At 46.8% G+C, this 19168-nt stretch carries 11 protein-coding genes; 9 read left to right on the top strand and 2 right to left on the bottom strand.

Going from position 1 to position 19168, the window contains the following annotated elements; translation table 11 throughout:
• Positions 1 to 5646 carry a golvesin C-terminal-like domain-containing protein gene (locus A8708_RS36370; protein ID WP_068663082.1) on the top strand — a complete coding sequence of 1882 codons (5646 nt, stop codon included), beginning with the start codon at positions 1 to 3 and terminating at the stop codon, positions 5644 to 5646.
• 134 nt (positions 5647 to 5780) lie between these two features.
• A complete protein-coding gene (locus A8708_RS08485; protein WP_068663081.1) occupies positions 5781 to 6569 on the top strand; it encodes a class I SAM-dependent methyltransferase in 789 nt (262 codons plus the stop codon).
• Positions 6570 to 6630: 61 nt separating this feature from the next.
• Here the strand turns inward: A8708_RS08485 and A8708_RS08480 are convergent, their stop codons facing one another.
• A complete protein-coding gene (locus A8708_RS08480; protein ID WP_068663080.1) occupies positions 6631 to 7140 on the bottom strand; it encodes an RrF2 family transcriptional regulator in 510 nt (169 codons plus the stop codon).
• A gap of 233 nt (positions 7141 to 7373) precedes the next feature.
• Between A8708_RS08480 and A8708_RS08475 the strand changes: the two genes are divergently transcribed.
• A complete protein-coding gene (locus A8708_RS08475; RefSeq protein WP_068663079.1) occupies positions 7374 to 7835 on the top strand; it encodes a carboxymuconolactone decarboxylase family protein in 462 nt (153 codons plus the stop codon).
• A gap of 366 nt (positions 7836 to 8201) precedes the next feature.
• Positions 8202 to 11456 carry a polysaccharide lyase family 8 super-sandwich domain-containing protein gene (locus tag A8708_RS08470; RefSeq protein WP_068663078.1) on the top strand — a complete coding sequence of 1085 codons (3255 nt, stop codon included), beginning with the start codon at positions 8202 to 8204 and terminating at the stop codon, positions 11454 to 11456.
• Between the two features lie 197 nt (positions 11457 to 11653).
• Here the strand turns inward: A8708_RS08470 and A8708_RS08465 are convergent, their stop codons facing one another.
• Entirely contained in the window at positions 11654 to 12652 is a 999-nt protein-coding gene (locus tag A8708_RS08465; RefSeq protein WP_068663077.1) for a LacI family DNA-binding transcriptional regulator, read from the bottom strand.
• A 149-nt stretch (positions 12653 to 12801) separates the two neighbouring features.
• Here A8708_RS08465 and A8708_RS08460 point away from each other — a divergent pair, with 149 nt between their 5' ends.
• The 5 genes from A8708_RS08460 to A8708_RS08440 all read left to right on the top strand — a co-directional run bounded on the left by A8708_RS08460 (position 12802) and on the right by A8708_RS08440 (position 19041).
• The gene (locus A8708_RS08460) at positions 12802 to 14190 is read left to right on the top strand and encodes an FAD-dependent oxidoreductase (protein ID WP_068663076.1); all 1389 of its coding nucleotides are present in this window, start codon (positions 12802 to 12804) and stop codon (positions 14188 to 14190) included.
• 3 nt (positions 14191 to 14193) lie between these two features.
• The gene (locus tag A8708_RS08455) at positions 14194 to 15456 is read left to right on the top strand and encodes a glycerate kinase (protein WP_068663075.1); all 1263 of its coding nucleotides are present in this window, start codon (positions 14194 to 14196) and stop codon (positions 15454 to 15456) included.
• A 5-nt stretch (positions 15457 to 15461) separates the two neighbouring features.
• The gene (locus A8708_RS08450; protein ID WP_068663074.1) at positions 15462 to 16436 is read left to right on the top strand and encodes a D-2-hydroxyacid dehydrogenase; all 975 of its coding nucleotides are present in this window, start codon (positions 15462 to 15464) and stop codon (positions 16434 to 16436) included.
• A gap of 272 nt (positions 16437 to 16708) precedes the next feature.
• A complete protein-coding gene (locus tag A8708_RS08445) occupies positions 16709 to 18169 on the top strand; it encodes a sulfatase-like hydrolase/transferase (protein WP_068663073.1) in 1461 nt (486 codons plus the stop codon).
• Positions 18170 to 18258: 89 nt separating this feature from the next.
• Complete coding sequence (locus tag A8708_RS08440; protein WP_068663072.1) at positions 18259 to 19041, top strand: MgtC/SapB family protein; 783 nt, start codon at positions 18259 to 18261, stop codon at positions 19039 to 19041.
• Positions 19042 to 19168: the final 127 nt, after the last annotated feature.

Below are 19168 nucleotides of genomic sequence, written 5' to 3'. Positions count from 1 at the left end.
TTGAAAGCGCAAACAATGCATGGGGAGGATGTCAGTTATATGATAAAAAAGAAGCTGTTCTTACTCGTTTTGATAATGACGATGATAATGCCGCTAAGCTTTGTGGGAACAAGAACTGCTAGTGCGGATACCTTACCGTATAAAACGATTGTTATCGATGACGGGAATATTACGATTGATGGTGTTGTGACGCCGGATACGGATAACGTAAACAACGGCTACTCGGCTCCGAATTGGACCACAAGTACAGGGGTGAAGGGCTATGATAATTCCAGCTCCAAATATACCAGTACAGCAGGTAGAAACATAACGTGGAATCCACGTTTAGACGCAGGTACGGCGAGAATTTCTTTTTACAAGCTAGATTGGGCAGATAAAGCAGATAGCAATGTGAAAATCGAAATCGTTCATAATGGCACGACAGATGTTCAATTTATCGATCTGAGACCTGCATTTGGTGCGGCTGTGGGATGGGTTGATTTGGGCGAATACTATTTTTCCGGGATAGGTGAGGAATACGTCAAGTTGACTCGGTCCACCAGCTCTACGAGCACAATTCTCACGCGTGCAGACGCGGTCAAATTTGAAGGTAATATTGCGCAAAAAGAGCCTCATAAGACAATCATTATTGATAATGGCAGCATCACCACGGATGGTGTGGTCACTGTCGATGTGGAGAACAAGACTAACGGATACTCGGCGCCATATTGGAGCACAAGCACGGGCGTGAAAGGATACAATAATTCCAGTTCCAACTACACAGATGCTGTGGGAAGAACGATCACATGGAATCCGCGATTGGAAGCGGGTACGGCGAAAATATCTTTTTACAAGCTGGATTGGGCGGATAAAGCAGATAGCAATGTGAAAATTGAAATTGTGCATAATGGGATAACGGATGTCATGTTTATGGATCTAAGACCATCATCAGGCCCTGCAGCCGGTTGGGTGGATTTGGGGAACTATTATTTCAGTGGTAATGATACCGAGTTTGTTCGGCTGACACGAACGCAACCTACGACGGGAACGATTATTACGCGGGCAGATGCCGTCAAATTTGAAGGTAATATCCGGCAGCAAGCGCCACCGTTGCCTCCACTGCGCAGCCGCACCTTGGCAAATCTCAGTTATACGGAGAAAGGCAGCATCGCAAACGCCAACTATAAGGCGACCTTCTATGAAGCGACTTGGGATGAAGGCAAATCCATCGTTCGTGATCTGTTCTACAAAGACACGGGGACGGGGAACTGGGTACCCATTAATAATGTGGCAGAAAGACTTGAAGAACAGTGGATCTTATTGGATGGCAATGCAGGAAGTCGAACCAACTACTACGATACGATGAATAAACGTTGGATTACATTCGACGGGGTTACTTTTCCAGATAGCCAGACTGCCGTATTAACGGATTCCTTGCATAGCAGCGAATATGATTTGCAAGTGAATTGGTCGATGTCGGGTGAGAGACCCGATGTTTCCTTCGATTTTACACCTCGTCGGAATGGGAATTATGTCATTGGCTATCAATCTTTCACAACAGAGACCGTCTCTGGAATCAATGAAGTGCTAAATGGCTTTAGGGCGCATGCCAAAATGGTAGGTTCGGTTGAATCGACTAGTTTGAGGGAGCTAAGTGCTCCAATGAGTTTGATTGAAAAGAACGACGGATCGGGGAATCCTTTGACGTATGGCGTATTTGCGCCAGCCGAGGAGCTTCCAGTTGAGTTTGAACCGACTGGCGGCGTCTCCCAGCAGCGGCTTGGCATGAGTCTTGTCAACAATGAAGGTGACGTACAGCCGATTCTTTATGCGCCGCAACTGGGGACTTATTCACAGATGACCGCGGAAAGCACGTATCAGTTTCATATGGGGCTAATCGCTCAGCGCAGCCCTCTCTATGATGCTTATGAGGATATTCTCCGAAGTGAATACGATTATTCGGCATACCGGGAAAATGTCGCCGATCAATCGCTGACAGATGCGATGTTTAATATGATTGATCTCATGAAGATTGAACCGCAAGGGGACGATTCTGTCAATTTTGTTCCTTCGCCAAGCGGCTGGTGGAATCGAGCCAAAGGCTTCATTGATATCGAGAACGAGGATAGCGTTCGAACAACATCAAGTGCGGCTCTTCTAGGCGCATACTATTTGACTGGGGACGACCAGCTTTACGATACGAGGGCGTTGCCGTCCATTCAGTACGGAGTCTCACGTAATGGCATCGGTTGGTCACCGACGCAGAAACCGGTCTACAGCGTGCCTTCTCTTTGGAAAATGGCAACTTTGCCGTTCGATGTTTCCAGCGTTGCGGCTGTCAATCAGATGCTGGGCACTTCGGCCGGAGTCGAGGCGCTGGGACAGGAAGAATACCTTATGCGCGATCCTGATCAGAAAGATCGGGGACCTGTCATTCAACCCCTGATGATGTATCGCATGACGGGTGATGCGCAGTATCTACAAGATGCGAAGGATGCGGCCGACAGCTATATCGCTCAAAATATCGATACACCTGCTACTGTGAATGTGAGTAAAAATGAGTTCATTTACTACTATAGCAAACTGTGGATGGAGATCTTGGAGCTTTACGAAGAAACGAAAGATCCCAAGTATTTGAATGCCGCATACAAGGAAGCTAAGCAATACGCCACCATGTTCGTTGCTCGCCCTGTCCATGAAGGTACCGTTACAATTCCGCAACCAGAGACGTATAATTACGCAGAGTCGTTCCACTGGCCGGAAAGCGGGAAATACGCCTATCCTAGGAACAAGCTCCCTGAAGATGTAGCCGGAGGCGTGCAAGCGGACAAATGGCTTGTTTCTCCGAATGGGCTGACGTTTGAAGCGGGAAGTACAACGGGCTATTACCGGATGAACGCGCAGGAAGCGCCATTCATGATGAGACTATCACTCTATACAGGCGATAAACTTTTGCAGGATATCGCTCATAATGCAGTCATTGGACGCTATTCCAGCTATCCCGGTTATTACTATAAAGGCTTTGCTGTTAGTCAATTAGAGCCAGAATTTCCACTGGAAGGTCCAAGCGGAGCTACATCCATCTATTATCACCACATGCCAGCACAGCTCGGGCAAACGATGGACTATTTGATCAGTGAACAATCGCTGAAATCGAATGGAAATATTACGTTCCCTTCCGTATTCGAAACGAATTTCTTATGGTTCAAGTATCACCTCTATGGGAATAAACCGGGTCAATTTTATGGCAATTCCAATGTGTGGCTCTGGATGCCCAAAGGAATTATTGAGACGAACCACCCGCAATTGAACTGGATAACGGGCGAAAGCGGCAATAAGTTCTACATCAGCTTAAGTAACGAATCGACGTCTGAGGTACAGACTCCGATCGAACTGAATGCGCAAATGATCGGGTTCAATCCAGCACAAGATTATAACGTCACTATCATTCGCGATAATGGAACACCACAGCAAGCGGTTATGAGTGGCGGAATCATTCAGGCCACGGTTTCAAGCAAGGGAATAACCGCTATCATTGTAGAGGGGCTCGACATTGATGTGCCACTGCATCAGGTTAGAACGGCCGATACATCGGATGCCAGCTATTTCTTCGATGTTCACAGTCCAATCGATGCTGTGAAAGGCATGCTCATCGTCAAGCCTGACGAAACGTCCTACGACGCTTATGTGCAGGCCAAAACGACGAAGTCAGCTACGATCCATTACTCTTTGGATGGCGGGGCCACGTACACGACCGTGCCAGATACGATCTATCCGATGGAATGGTCTGTACGGGTAAACGATTTATCCCAAACGTTCACATATTATGTGGAATCCGACGGCAAACAGACCCGCAAGCGGACGCTTTATCTGCCTGATCACGTTGCAGTAACGCCAGTGCAACCGGAATGGCACGATGAATCAACTATCATTGTGGATAATACGGAAGCCGAAACAGAAGGCGTCTGGATACGGGATACCACGGCTAATGACTATTATTACGATAACTATGTGTATGCTAAATCGAATGCGAGCACAGCAACAAGTACCATCGCTTGGCGGCCCGAGTTGCCGGAAACGGTTACGTATAGCGTGTATTACAAGCTGCCGCAAATTACCGCAACAACGGAAAATTGGGCAACCAATGCCACATTTACTATTCATTATAGCGGCGGCTCCGAGACGGTTACCGTTGATCAGTCCACAGCCAATGGAACATGGATGTTCCTAGGAGCTTATCCTTTTGCAGCAGGGGATAGTGGCTACGTGGAATTAACCAATAAGGCCAACAAGTCACGCGTAGTTGCCGATGCCATGATGTGGGTGGACCCTAATCGAGCGCTGCAATTGGAATCGGTGGTCATCAAGTCAGATCGAGAAGAATTGCAGATGACGCAAGAAGCTCAACTGAGCGTAACTGGTCATATGGATAATGGACTGATCGCGGACCTGAGTCAGGCAAATGTGCAGTATTTCGTGGATAGAACCGATCTGGCTGTAGTCGACAGCAGCGGTGTGTTGACCCTGCAAAGTCTTGATGGCGTAACAGATCATATCGAAGTGTGGGCTTCGGTCACGCTGGACGGAGTGACTCTAACAACACCGCATTTGACCATAGCGATCAAGGATCTGACGGTAATCGTCGACAGTACGAATACGGCCGGGTTATACACGACAGAAGGGTCATGGAGCCAGAGCAATTTAGCTGGTTACAAAATTGGCGTGAAATCCCGCTACTCTACCGTTCAAGGTTCATCGGCGACTTGGAAGGCCCAGTTCCCTGCGGGGAGATATACGGTCTCTATTTATAAGCTTGTTCATACAACGGCCAACGATAACCATGTCAAAGTTGAAGTCAAACATCAGTCGGTTACCGAGGTCACGTATCTCGATGCAACAGTCGGCTCGTCCGGGTGGGTGACTCTGGGCACTTTCGACTTTACAGGGGACGGCAGCGAGTATGTTCGTTTAACGAGGGACACTCCGACTACGGTAGATCCGCCTACCCTTCCTGCGGATATGATTTATACGAGGGCTGATGCCGTTAAGTTCGAGCGGCAATCTTTCGACTCAGCATTTGCGAATAGCGCACTCGCACCGGCTAAACCGATACTATCGGATAACAATGTTGTTGCGACTGGCCTGCAGGATGGTGATTACGATATTACGATGAATATGTGGTGGGGGAATAATGGATCCCTGTATAAGTTGTATGAGAATGGACAGATGATCCAAGCGAACCCACTAGCCGATGCATCGCCAGCAGCTCAGACTTCCATTGTTCCGATACAAGGTAAGTCAAACGGAACCTATGTGTACACCTGCGAGTTATCGAATTCGTATGGAACGACGGCATGTGATCCACACACCGTCACCGTGGCTGAAGCGAATCCCGGCAAGCCTGTGTTGTCCAGTGACAACTGGGATCAAGATGGGAACTATACCATTACCGCGAATATGTGGTGGGGGACGAACGCAGTAGCATATCGCTTATACGAAAATGGCGAACTTATTGAAAAGCAAGCTTTATCTTCCCACACACCAAGTGCGCAATCAGCAATTACACAAATTTCTGGGAAAGCCCCTGGCACTTATCAGTATCGTGGTGAGTTTATAAATGAAAGTGGAACAACGGTAAGTGACGTTATACAAATTATTGTGAAATAACCCTAAGAGCTGAGTGGATGAGAACGATCCATTCGGCTCTTTTATTTCTTTTTGTAAAGTAAATATTGACATTAAAGAAGTGAATGGTATTATATACCATCTGGAGTGATTAAGTAAATCTGGGAGGTATGTATTTGCAAAAACAACTGTCAACTGCGAACAAAATGGCATGGGAAACGAAAGCGTATCAGGCATGGGTTCGTAATTATGGAACACCGGAAGAACTTGCAGAGGAACTGAAACTAGAACACAAACATCATTTGCGTTACTGGTTAAAGTATATGGGTGATCTAGCAGGAAAGCGTGTTCTTAACCTTCTGGGCTCACATGGTAGAAAGGCAATTTCTTTGGCATTGTTAGGTGCGGAAGTGACCGTAGTGGACATATCGGAAGAAAATCGGTTGTACGCGATGCAGGTTGCTGCAGCTACTGGTGTCATGATTAATTATATCTGTTCAGATGCTTTGGATATCCCCAACGAAGAAAAGCTAGGCCAATTTGACATCGTGTTGATGGAGTTTGGTGTTTTGCATTACTTTACAGATCTCCATGCTATTTTCAATGTGGTTCATCGTAGACTTGGGAGCATGGGCCGGTTTATTTTGACCGATTTTCATCCTTTCGCACGGGCATGGCTGAACACATATAATTTGCCAGAGCCAACTGGTAACTACTTTGATGATCGGATTAAGGAAGGACAAGTGGCATTTGCTAAGCTGCTCCCTGAGGAAGAACGTTCGGAGTTAAGCAAGGTGTTAGTACGAGGCTGGACAGTCGGAGAGATTATAACTGCGATTAGTGCATCAGGACTATGTATACGTACATTCGAAGAGCTTATAAGTAAGGCAGATCCAAGATTTCCCGAATTCTACACGCTTGTTGCTGATAGATTGGATGTGGAGTTATTTCCGCTATATCCTTGATTGGAAAATGCACTCAAATAGACTTATAACCCACAGCTAATTGCTGTGGGTTTCTTTATTTTCACCGCGAAACTTGGTTATTATTCGCAAAATATTCACGTGTTTCTTTGCGGGATTGGGGCGTTAACACGCGATCCAGTTCTTCGTTTAACCAAGTAAGTGACTTGTTGCGCAGAACATTGCGCATACTATCTTCAGCTTCGAGCATGACTAAATTAATTGTACAGGGAGAAGCTTGCGCGCATGCGGCATATTCTTCATCGCGGCAGAGATAGCTATTATTTTTGATGTTTTTACATTGAAAAATAGGGGTAGCACCTTCAACGGCTTCTACAACATCCCAAAAAGATATATCCGCAGGCGACTTGGCTAATTTATAGCCTCCTTTGACTCCAGGGACAGAAATTACGATACCAGCTTTGGTTAATTTACTGAAAATTTTTGAGAGATAAGTTTCCGAAACGCCTTGAAAAGCAGACAGTTCTTTAATCCCGATGGTCGAATCAGTAGGAATATCAATGAGATATACCAAACAATGCAGTCCATATTCTACGCCAATACTATACTGCATCCCAACACCTGCTTTCAGATCCAAATAAGGTTGCTATTAAACATCTTAGGTTGATTTAAACCCCTTGTCAAATAGGGGCATTTGGTGTTAATAGCTACAAATCCATGATTTATCGTTGACAGTCATAAGGGAAATGGGTATATTGTAGATAACGTTAATCGTCGATTAATATTATCGACGATATGACGGAGACGTATTCTATAATAACTACAAATAAAGGAGTGTACCTACACATGGAAATCAGATTTGATTATACGAAAGCACAACCGGAAGCTTTTCAAACACTTTTGAAATTAGAAGGATACGTAAGGAAGAGTGGTATTGATCCCACATTATTGGAGCTAATTAAAATCCGTGCCTCGCAAATAAATGGATGTGCCTATTGCTTGGATATGCATACCAAAGATGCGCGTGCGATGGGTGAGACCGAGCAGCGCTTGTATATGCTCAACGCATGGCGCGAGGCGCCATTCTATACAGAGGAAGAGCGGGTCGCGATCGCATTAACAGAGGCTGTGACCAAAATTTCGGATGCTGGCGTTCCACAGGAATTATATGCCCAAGTCCGCAACCATTTCGATGAAGGCCAATTTGCTAATTTGATTATGGCAATTAATGCGATCAACTGTTGGAATCGAATTGCAATTTCAACGGGAATGATTCCAGGAGATTATCAACCAGCGGCTCATAAATAAGGAATCAAAGGATTTATGAAAGAAGTTGTGTAACCACTCCGCTATATGGGGTGGTTTTTCTCATACGAATTTGTTAACCCGAATAGCAAACATTCTGTGAAAATTTGTTATATATGGCAGGATAATGAGCTATAAGAAATGATGTGGATGTGGATAGATTGAACCAAATCTAGCATGAGGAGGATTGTTTGGTACGCTAACAATCTATAAAATGAGTTTTAGAAAAAGAATAAAGCGCTTCCAAACTTTGTTTGAATTTGGAAATGCAACTTCTTTTTTTAGTAACGCCACAATGGAAGGAGGCATTGCGTTCTGAACAACATGAGAAGACATTCATACCACATTAACCTATCGGAGGTATAAGGAATGCGGATTGTTATAATGAGAAGACTAGTGATGGTTAGCTTAGCCCTGCTGATTGCTTGCGGATCACTATGGGTCCCAGTTGATATGAAGAAAGCACATGCATCTGACGAGTTCGATGCATTAAGGGAAAAGTACGTGAAAATGTTGACGAGTCCGACGACGTATTCACTAACTGATGTTGATAATGCAACACGAATCACCCAGATCACGACTGCGGCACAAGAGAATTGGGATACGATGCTTACGGATCCGAGTCGGTCAAAGCTTTGGAACCAATACCCGATAAGTGCAGCGAATTACCCATCAAGCACCATGTATTCCTATCGTATGCTAGTCGAAATGGCCCTAGCTTATCGCACGTACGGCTCGTCCCTTATGGGGAATACGGGCTTGAAGGCTGCGATTATCGACGGCTTGGATTGGATGCATGGCCGCATTTATTATGAAGGTGCACCAAGAGGTGGATCGAATTGGTGGTACTGGGAAATCGGCAATGCTTTAGCGTTGAATGACCTTGTAGCTCTGATGTACGATGATTTAACGCAGACGCAAATAGATGAGAGTGTAGCAGCGGTGAATTCTTTCCAAAATGATATTGATATGACTGGCGCGAATCGGATGTGGGAAGTTCAAGTTTGCGCGATAGCAGCCATCCTAGGCAAAAATAATGTGCCAGCTGGGATTACGCTCGCTGATGCCCGTGACGGGTTGAGTGCATTCCTTCCTTATGTTACGAGTGGTGACGGGTTCTATGCAGATGGTTCATTTGTTCAGCATGACTATTTGGCTTATACAGGCGGGTATGGCACATCTTTAATTTCAAGTCTTTCCCAAATCTTGTATCTACTTGACGGTTCGACTTGGGAGGTAACCGACCCTAATGTGGCCAATGTGTTCCAGTGGGTCTATGATTCCTTTGAGCCATTTGTTTACAAAGGAAATCTCATGGATACCGTTCGGGGCCGGGAAATTTCCAGATATAAGGAAGAGGATAACCTTTCCAGCGGAGGAGTTGTCACAGCTCTTATCCAACTATCTTATGTGGCTTCCCCAACAGATGCCGCTGCTTACAGAAGTATGGTCAAGGCCTGGTTGCAGGCCGATCCTAACAAGAGTTATTATAACGGCATATCCATGTGGCTGCTTACTGAAGCCAAAAGCATTTTAAGCAACACAGGTATTTCACCACGGAGCGAGCAGCTTGGCTACAAACAATTCGCAGGCATGGATCGTGTTGTACAGGTGAGACCAGGTTATGCGGTAAATGTTGGCATGTCTTCGGATCGTATTATGAACTATGAGTCCATCAATAGTGAGAATAATAATATATGGCATGTTGGGGATGGCATGGTTACGCTCTATAATAACGATGTGTCCCAATTCAACGATAATTTCTGGCCGACTGTGAACAACCACCGATTGCCAGGAACAACCGTGCTTAACGGAGTTACGCAAAAATCTGGTAGGAGCAAGAGCTCATGGGCAGGCGGGGCAGACATGCTTGGGCTATACGGTGTAACAGGCATGCAGTATCAAGCGCTTGGTGAGATAGGGAGTTCGATAGATAAAACGTTAACTACGAAAAAATCGTGGTTCATGTTCGATGATGAAATCGTAGCACTTGGTTCGGATATTAACAGTACAGATGGCGTCACTACGGAGACGATAGTCGAGAATCGGAAGATTAATTCGACAGGTAATAATGCCCTTACTGTTAACGGCACAGCCAAATCGACTTCTCTCGGCTGGTCAGAGACGATGAGTGGCACGAACTATATCCACCTGGCGGGCAATGTGTCCGGTTCAGACCTCGGCTATTACTTCCCAGGAGGCGCAACGATCAAGGGACTTCGTGAAGCGAGAACAGGTAAGTGGAAAGACATCAATTCGAATAAGGGTTCTTATACAGAGACCCTTTATACGCGTAATTACATGACGCTCTGGTTCGATCATGGGGTAAACCCAACGAATGGCACGTATTCTTACGTTATGCTTCCGAATAAAACGAGTACGCAAGTTGCGAGCTATGCAGCATCACCGAATATAACTATTCTGGAGAATTCAAGCGACGCGCAAGCTGTCAAAGAAACAGGACTCAAAGTTACAGGCTATAACTTCTGGAAGGATGCGCGGAAGACAGTTGGCGAAGTAACGTCGGATTCCAAATCGTCTGTTATGACGCGTGAAACGTCGAGCGATTACGAGGTTTCCGTATCAGACCCTACACAAGATAACGTAGGCAACATTTATATTGAAGTAGCAAAATCTGCGAAAAATTTAATTTCAAAAGATCCAGCGGTAACGATCTTGCAATATACCCCAACGATTAAATTCAAGGTAAACGTGAAGGACTCGGGTGGAAAATCATACAAGGTTAAGTTTGGTTTAACGGGTACACAGACGGCTAATCCGTCTCCAATTCCGTTGCCGATCCCCTATGAGGCAGAGACACTACCCGTTAATGTAATGACGGATTCCATTGTCGTCTATAACGATACGAATGCCAGCGGTGGCAAGAAGCTTGGTTTCAACCATTCGGCAGCAGCAGACTATACCGAATTCAGCTTGGATGTGACACAAGCCGGTACGTATAATGTAATCGGCCGTGTGATGAAGGCAAGTAACAATAGTATCATCCAGCTTTCAATCAATGGGGTAAATATCGGAACGCCTATTGATACGTTTTGGTCGACAACAGAGAAATATAAGGATTTTCAATTCGGTTCATACAACTTCAGTTATCCGGGCAGCTACTTGTTCCGTATTACGACAACGGGCAAGAATGCTAGCGCATCCGGATACCGCCTACAATTGGATTACTTCACGCTGACAGCGGCACCAACCACAGTTATTGTTGACAACGCAGGAGCTGGTGTGAGTAAAGGAGGTATTTGGGATAGTAACAGCTCTGCAACGGATAAATATTTGACCAATTATAATTTCGTTACTAGCACCAACACAGATGGAGGTACGAAAACCTTTACCTTTACACCAACTTTAACAGGATCAGGTATGTATAATGTCTACATCTGGTGGCCAGCCCATTTCAATCGTGCAACGAATATTCCGGTAGATATCGTGCATGCGAGTGGAACAGCCTCAACCTACATCAATCAGACATCGCTTGGTGGTCAGTGGAACCTTGTTGGTAGCTATTCTTTCGCGGCAGGTACTACGGGTTATGTCAAAATTGGAACAGATAGTGTGAACGGTGTCGTCGTCGCTGATGCTGTGAAGTTTGAGCCTGTACCATAGGAGGATCTATGTAAAAGGAAGCCTTAGGGCTTCTTTTTGCTACCCGGCTTATTTTCTGTAAAATTACCATATATTACCTGAATAATGCATGGGTTACGAGGAAGAGTTCCATAATCACATAACGGCAAATAGGAACCTAGCAGAAGCCGGTTCCTATTTGCAGCTAAGTAGATTATCCTTCATAATCGACGCGCAGTTCAGGTGTGCGGTAGGCAAGACTCTCGCTCTACTAACTTTGTTGCAACAAGAAGTTGGGCTGGCAGCGCCATTGTACGTTCAATTCGATCAATCGCTAACTGCAGCGCCAACTTGCCAAGTGATTTCATATCTTGCTTGATGACGGTAAGTGATGGTGTTTCGAATGGTGCAGAGGAGAAATCGTCGAACACCATGATCGACAAGTCATGAGGTACCCTCATGTTGGCAGCGCGTGCTTGTCTCAAGATGTTTAGCCCAACAATCGGCGAAACAGCGAAAACCGCGCTTCCAGATAAGTCTTTAATACTTCCATTTCCATGTAATTCGGATAGGGAAGAAGATGTATGAATGTGTAATTTGTGCGCTTCTCGAAATGACACGGACAGGAACCCGTGTGCGCGTTCCTCCTCCCAAGGTGTGGGAGCATCGGGCAATAGGACCGTTACCTTCTCATGTCCAAGCTCTTGAAGATGTTCGGCTGCCAAGCGGCCGCCGCCCCAGTTGTCAGTCGCTACAACAAGCATATCCTGAGGGTTAATGTCGGTAACTTTACGCTTACCAATAAAAACAATTGGAAGATTAAGCTTGGTAAGTTCGGCAAAGCCATCCAACTGTGGAACAGTGGAGATCACAATAAGACCATCCACATTGGAGAGAATTACTTTTTTCGCAACATCCGAGTAGTCTTGATCAGAGAATCCGAATAGAACAACATTGTAGTCGAAACGCATAGCATTGACACTGATTCCCATAACCGTATCACTGAATAGATTCTCTACACTTTCCTCCAGTGGATTAAAAAAAACAACGCCTATCAGACGGCTTCGAGATTTGCTAAGACCTACAGCCATTCGATTCGGCACGTATCCCAACTGCTCCGCAATTTGAAGAACGAGCTGTTTGGTCTTGGCGGCTACTCTTGGATCGTCCGAGAGCGCTAAAGAAACGGTTGCTTTTGACACTTTAGCAAGTTTAGCAATATCAGTGATTGTGGGCATGCAACCCTCCTGTGTATATCTTTTTAAAAAAGTTTAAACCAATTGTTTAAAAAATACAATTTATTAATACGCGAAGCATTGACAACGTATAGTAATTGCAATAAATTAAATTTAAACCGGTTGAATTTTTGTTTAATTAGGAGGACTATATGACAACGTACACATTTCAAAGGAGCATTCCTGTATTAGATGAATGTTATGATCTCATCGTAGCCGGAGGCGGTCCTGCTGGAGCGGCAGCTGCCATCTGCGCAGCCAGACTTGGGGCAAAAGTACTGCTGGTGGAAGGCACGGGATGTTTGGGAGGGATGGGGACATCAGGTCTAGTGACAGCATTCGACCCCATGGCGAACGGTGAGCGGAGGCTTGTCGGTGGCTTGATGAACGAAATCGTCGAGACTTTGTATGCGCGTCAGTTACTGCGTCCAGACATCGACCCTGATGCTTGGCGCAAGTCGTATCATAAATGGACAGCTTTCCAGGTTGAGGGTTACAAGCTTGTTCTCGATGAATTATGTGTAGATGCAGGTGTCGAGCTGTGCTTCTTCACTAAAGTCGTCGATGCAGATGCAGACGTTATGAAAGGAATCGTGAACGGTGTTGTTCTGCATAACATCGAAGGTTTTACCTATGTGAAGGCCAAAACATTCGTCGATGCAACAGGCGATGCTATTCTCTCTAATCTGTGCGGCGTGGAGTGCCGGGAGGCGGGGCGTGATACGCCCGGAATTATGCCTGCGACACTTGCATCACTTTTTACCGGGATTAATTGGGATCAGACAAGGGGCCGCTCCTATGAAATCCAGCAGGAAATGCTGGAAAAAGCGCTTGCCGACGGTCATTTCTCACAACCAGATCGGCACCTGCCGGGTATGGCCAAAGTTAATCATACGGTTGGTTATTTAAATGGTGGTCATTTATTCAATTTAAATGCCCTTCGCTGCAAAGATTTAACTGAAGGTATCATCTTCGGTCGGAAGTTGGCGAGGGAGTACATGGATTTTTATCGAAAATATGTACCTGGATTTGAAAACATCGAGCACGTAACGACTGCGTCGCTGCTTGGTATACGCGAATCACGCCGAATTGTTGGCGAATACGAATTGAATGTGCATGACTACTTTGCCCGAAGACAATTCCCGGATCAAATCGGTATGTTCAACAAATCCATAGATATTCATCCTTATAACAACTCAGAAGAGGAATACAATCGATACTATGAAGAGTTTGAAAAAATGGGGCGTCTAGGCGTCGGGGAGTGCTTCGGAATTCCATATGGCATCCTTGTGCCAAAGGGTTGGCGCAACTTATGGGTAGCAGGTCGCTGCGTATCCAGCGATGTGCAAGTACATGGATCGATACGGGTGCAGCCTGCTGCCTCTATGATGGGTCAAGCTGCAGGAACGGCTGCCGTACAAGCAATTAAAACCGGTCAAGCCGCGTGCCAGTTAAATACAGAGACACTAATCCGTACACTGAGAGATAATGACGCCTATTTGCCGCAGGAAGAATTAAGTTATGACATGACGAGGGTGTAACCCATGAACATTGTGATTGCACCGGACTCCTTTAAGGGAAGTCTGACTTCGTTCGAGGTATGCCGTATTATGCAGCAGTCAATCGAAGGAGTAATGGAAGGTGTTACCATTGTAAGCGTACCGATGGCGGACGGTGGCGAAGGAACGGTGGACGCCATTGTTGCCGCTGCCGGTGGGCGACGGATTCAAGTAAATGTATCTGGTCCGCTAGGCAATAGAATAGAAGCGATGATTGGAGTTGTCCCACAAGGAGACGAGGTTGTGGCTGTGCTAGAAACGGCTGCTATGTGCGGGTTGACCTTGATCCCTAGCACAAATCGCAACCCGCTCCTGACGACAACCCGCGGCTTGGGTGAGGCGGTAATGGCGGCGTTAGATCTGGGTTACCGCCGCTTCGTCATCGGCCTTGGCGGCAGTGCGACGAACGACGGCGGGATGGGGATGCTAACTGCTTTAGGGGGAGCATTTTATGATTCCGATGGGCAACGGCTGGAGGGTTTCGGGCGTGACTTGCCGCGAGTCGTCTCGGTTGATTTTACTGGGCTTGACGCCAGATTGGCAGACTGCCACATCACGATCGCAAGTGATGTCACCAATCCCTTGCTAGGGCCGCATGGCGCTTTGCACGTATTCGGACCGCAGAAGGGAGCCACGCCCGAGCAGGTGACGCAACTCGATAACAGCCTGCGTAGCTATGCGCAGCTCGTAGAATCCTCACTGCGGCTCCGAGGATGCGGTGAGCAAGATGCACCTTCGGTTTCGAACGCCCCTGGAGGCGGCGCTGCAGGCGGTCTCGGGTTCGCGTTGATTATGCTCGGCGGCAGATTGTGCTCCGGCGCGATGGTGATCGGGCAGCTCGCCGGACTTCCAGCCAAAATTGCAGCTGCCGACTGGGTGCTGACGGGCGAGGGGCAAAGTGATGGACAGACACTGCAGGGCAAGCTCCCTATATATGTGTCGCAGCAAGCTGCAGCGGCAGGGAAGCCGGTTGTGCTTATTTCGGGCAGCCTGGGGCCGGGGAACGAGGCTCTTCACGAGCATTTTACCGGCTGCTTTGCCACCGTGCAGGCTCCTGCAAGTCTGGAAGTATGTATGCGTGATGCAACGCGGAATTTAAGCCGCGTCACACGGAGTGTCATGAGGCTCATCCGCCATGCCAAACCCATTCTATCGGTTAATTCCCATGCGAGCAACGAATTTCCTGCAAACGAACCATTGGATGCAACGGCCACCGCTGTAACCAATGACCTTTTCAAAGGAGGCTAATTTCTATGAAGCGAATCATTGTCTTAGATGGTTACACCCTGAATCCCGGCGACCTATCCTGGGCGGAATTACATCAACTTGGAAATGTGACGGTATACGACCGCACGGCTCCAGAAGATATCGTTGAACGCATAGCAGATGCTGACATTGTGCTTACGAACAAAACACCGATCAGCGCGGATACAATCCGCAAGCTGGATAAGCTAACTTATATCGGCGTGCTCGCAACTGGCTACAACATCGTCGACACAGAGGCCGCCCGCGAGCGGGGCATTCATGTGACCAATGTGCCAACATACGGCACCCCCTCGGTGGCACAATACGTCTTCGCACTTCTGCTGGAGCTGTGCCACCGAGTTCAGGTGCACAGCGATGCCGTCCATGCCGGGGATTGGGTGTCCAGTCCTGACTTTTGCTTTGTTCGGCATCCGCTCATGGAACTTGCGGGGAAAACGCTAGGTCTCATTGGCGTCGGACGTATCGGTCAGCAGACGGCCCGGATTGCGATGGCGTTCGGCATGAACGTCATCGCCGTGGGCAGTGGTACCAAGCAGCCAGATCCACTGGATGGCGTTCAATGGGTGGATATGTCCACGTTGTTTACCGAAGCGGACGTCATTAGCCTGCACTGTCCACTGACACCTCAGACCGACCAACTCATCCGGAGAGAGTGGCTGCAGGACATGAAGCGGACGGCGCTGCTCATCAACACGTCGCGTGGCGGCCTTGTTCAGGAAGCTGATTTGGCCGATGCGCTCAATGAAGGTATCATTGCGGGCGCCGCACTGGATGTATTGTCCGTTGAGCCGCCGAAAGCTGACAATCCGCTGCTGCAAGCTAGAAATTGTTTAATTACTCCTCACATCGCGTGGGCCACCAAAGAAGCGCGGGCAAGGCTCATAGAACAGGCAGTGGAAAATGTACGAAGCTTTTTGAACGGTAATGTCAGAAATGATGTTCATAGAATGCCCCAACCATAAATACTTTGCTTCTATGCTTCTTGTTCTGGAATCAGCGTATAGGAAGTAATAAACATCTTGCGATTTTGAACCAATTATGGAAATCGTGTCATTACGGCTGGGTAGTTAAAGTTTTATAATATGACTTGTAAGCGCTTAAGCAAATCCTATCAGGAAATGATCGAGGGGATGCTGACAGAGAGAACACTATGATTACCTCGTAACCGTATGTGCCAGATCGCTAGTCAGTTCACTATGCCAATGATCTTTAAGTGAGAAAGGAGACATCACATTTGAAATCACGGCCGAATATTCTGCTAATAACAACAGACCAGCAACGCGCAGATTGTCTAGGTATTGCCCAATCCACTCATCCGGTTATGACCCCTCATCTGGATCAGTTGGCCAATGAGGGTATCCAGTTCAGCCGGACTTATGTGGATTGTCCACTATGTGTACCATCAAGAACTACGATTATGACAGGCAGATCGGCATACAACCATGGCGTGGTATCCAATGGTCACTATCGTATTCCTGAGGTAGCTGAGGATACACTGCCCGGGAGATTACTGTCCGCAGGGTATCAGACTCATGCAGCAGGTAAAATGCAATTTACGCCTCCGCGCAACCGTAATGGCTTCGAACGGATGCGGTTAGTACCTGAGGATTATGTTAATTTCCTGGAGACTACGGAATATCGCGGTACGTACCGAGGGCATGGCGTAGGAGGAAATGAGGTATACCCCGTATTTAGTGCGGCACCCATACGTTACACTTCCACGCATTGGACCGTTGAAGAATCTATTGATTTCCTTCGGCAGCGTGACCAAGATACTCCCTTCTTTATGTGGACCAGCTTCGAAGCGCCGCATCCACCCTTAGATCCTCCGGAGTCCTTCGTTCGTCTTTATGACGGTATTCCCATTTCGGATCCTGTACAATCCGACTGGAGTGGAGGGGAATCATCACCAGAATGGGTTCGGGCTAGAAAAAGAAGCCATAAGCTGGACATGCTTCCGCCACACATCATTAGCATGGCCAGAAAGCATTACTATGCCCAGATTACTCATATTGACTATGAATTGGGCCGCCTGTTCGGTGAATTGCAGGGCCAGAAACTTTGGGATAATACCCTCGTCATTTTCACTTCGGATCATGGAGAGATGCTTGGCGATCATGGATTATTTCACAAAACCTGCTTCTATGAGCCTTCAACCCGGGTGCCGTTTTTACTCAAGCCACCCAAAGGTTATGGAGGCCAGTTAAGCCCATCGGAGGTGGTGGATACGCCGATAACGCTTGCTGATTTATATCCGACGGTTCTAGCGTATGCAGGCTGCCTGAAGGATGAAGACCGAAATCGGGATGGCCGGTCCTTGTTGGATATGGAAAGCATTCGTAAGGAACGTGAATGGGTTTTCGGTTACATGAATGATAGGGACGGACTGTACATGGTAGCTAATAAAGACTGGAAATATTTATATTATGTATGTGGCGGGCAGGAGCAGTTGTTTTATCTAAAAGAAGATCCCTTCGAGCAGCAAGAGCTTTCCAACAGCAGCGCGGAGCACTGCAGGGCTCAGCTTCTGGAGATGAGGGAAGCGCTAGCTGTACGTTTTCCTGAATTGAGGGAAGATGGTATGGCGGGTGCAAGCCAGCTAAAACAGACAGAACCACGCTATAAAGAGTCGGAACTCACTGCTTCCAATCCATTCGCCTGGAGAGGTCCTATCAGATATGGAGGAGGTTGGTGAGCTTTCGCTCACCTTAAAGCATGTAACGTTCGCTTAAACTCGCTGTCTGCGATGCAGGAGATATTTCAAACATAACGGAGGCGGCCTGCATGTCGTTTGCTACTGTAAGCGTATGGGAAATTACGCACTTGGAATTGGCCGTTCGAATGGTTCTGGCAGTTGTACTTGGAGGCATCATCGGAATTGAACGGGAATGGAGCAACCATGCGGCCGGCTTCCGTACCCATATCCTGGTTTGTCTAGGTTCAGCTATGATCATGTTGCTGTCCATTTATGGCTTCTCGCAATTTGTTAATGAAACCAATGTCCGCATGGATCCTGCACGTTTAGCGGCTCAGGTCATCAGCGGTATCGGCTTTCTAGGAGCGGGTGCCATCCTGCGCAACGGCAATATGATTAAAGGTTTAACAACAGCGGCTTCCGTCTGGGTTGTCGCTGCCATTGGCTTGAGCGTAGGGGCTGGCTTCTATATGGGTGCCTTGCTATGCACTTTTCTTGTATTAATCAGCTTATTTGTACTGAATAAATGGGAGAAGCATTTACTTAGAAATCGCAGATTTGATGAAGTGGTAATTGAAATTGTCGATCATCCCGGAGCTTTAGGCAGGGTAGCTACGATATTAGGGAATTATGAGCTGCAAATTGTTAATTTCCAAATGGTACCTTATACGGATGAGAGAGCAGGGGGTACCGCCAATGAGAATGGTTTGGAGATATCCGTGCAAATCCTATTCAAACTGAAGATTCAAAAACAGGAAAAGCTTATTGCGGCTCTCATGCAAATCTCTCAAATGGATGAGGTTCTTTCACTAGATTCTTTACACCTACCTACAATGAAAAGATCAGTATCAGAAAAAAAGTTAAGTTTCTAAAAGATGTAAAAAGAGCTATCCAAACTTAGCAATTAAAGTTGGATAGCTTTTTGTTTCACCAGCGGCATAGGTACTTGTAAATTCAACAGGGACAATTTATACTTTCCTTCAATACGAGCATGCATTT

Origin of the sequence: Paenibacillus oryzisoli (assembly GCF_001653565.1) — a bacterium.
Lineage (GTDB): Bacteria > Bacillota > Bacilli > Paenibacillales > NBRC-103111 > Paenibacillus_E > Paenibacillus_E oryzisoli.
Note: the sequence above shows the minus strand (reverse complement) of the source record. Positions and strands in the feature narration are given on the sequence as shown.

Bases quoted from the DNA above. Each gene is read 5' to 3' on its own strand.
- A8708_RS08480 (WP_068663080.1), bottom strand. From the start codon at position 7,140: ATGCAGTATAGTATTGGCGTAGAATATGGACTGCATTGTTTGGTATAT.
- A8708_RS08475 (WP_068663079.1), top strand. From the start codon at position 7,374: ATGGAAATCAGATTTGATTATACGAAAGCACAACCGGAAGCTTTTCAA.
- A8708_RS08470 (WP_068663078.1), top strand. From the start codon at position 8,202: ATGCGGATTGTTATAATGAGAAGACTAGTGATGGTTAGCTTAGCCCTG.
- A8708_RS08465 (WP_068663077.1), bottom strand. From the start codon at position 12,652: ATGCCCACAATCACTGATATTGCTAAACTTGCTAAAGTGTCAAAAGCA.
- A8708_RS08460 (WP_068663076.1), top strand. From the start codon at position 12,802: ATGACAACGTACACATTTCAAAGGAGCATTCCTGTATTAGATGAATGT.
- A8708_RS08455 (WP_068663075.1), top strand. From the start codon at position 14,194: ATGAACATTGTGATTGCACCGGACTCCTTTAAGGGAAGTCTGACTTCG.
- A8708_RS08450 (WP_068663074.1), top strand. From the start codon at position 15,462: ATGAAGCGAATCATTGTCTTAGATGGTTACACCCTGAATCCCGGCGAC.
- A8708_RS08440 (WP_068663072.1), top strand. From the start codon at position 18,259: ATGTCGTTTGCTACTGTAAGCGTATGGGAAATTACGCACTTGGAATTG.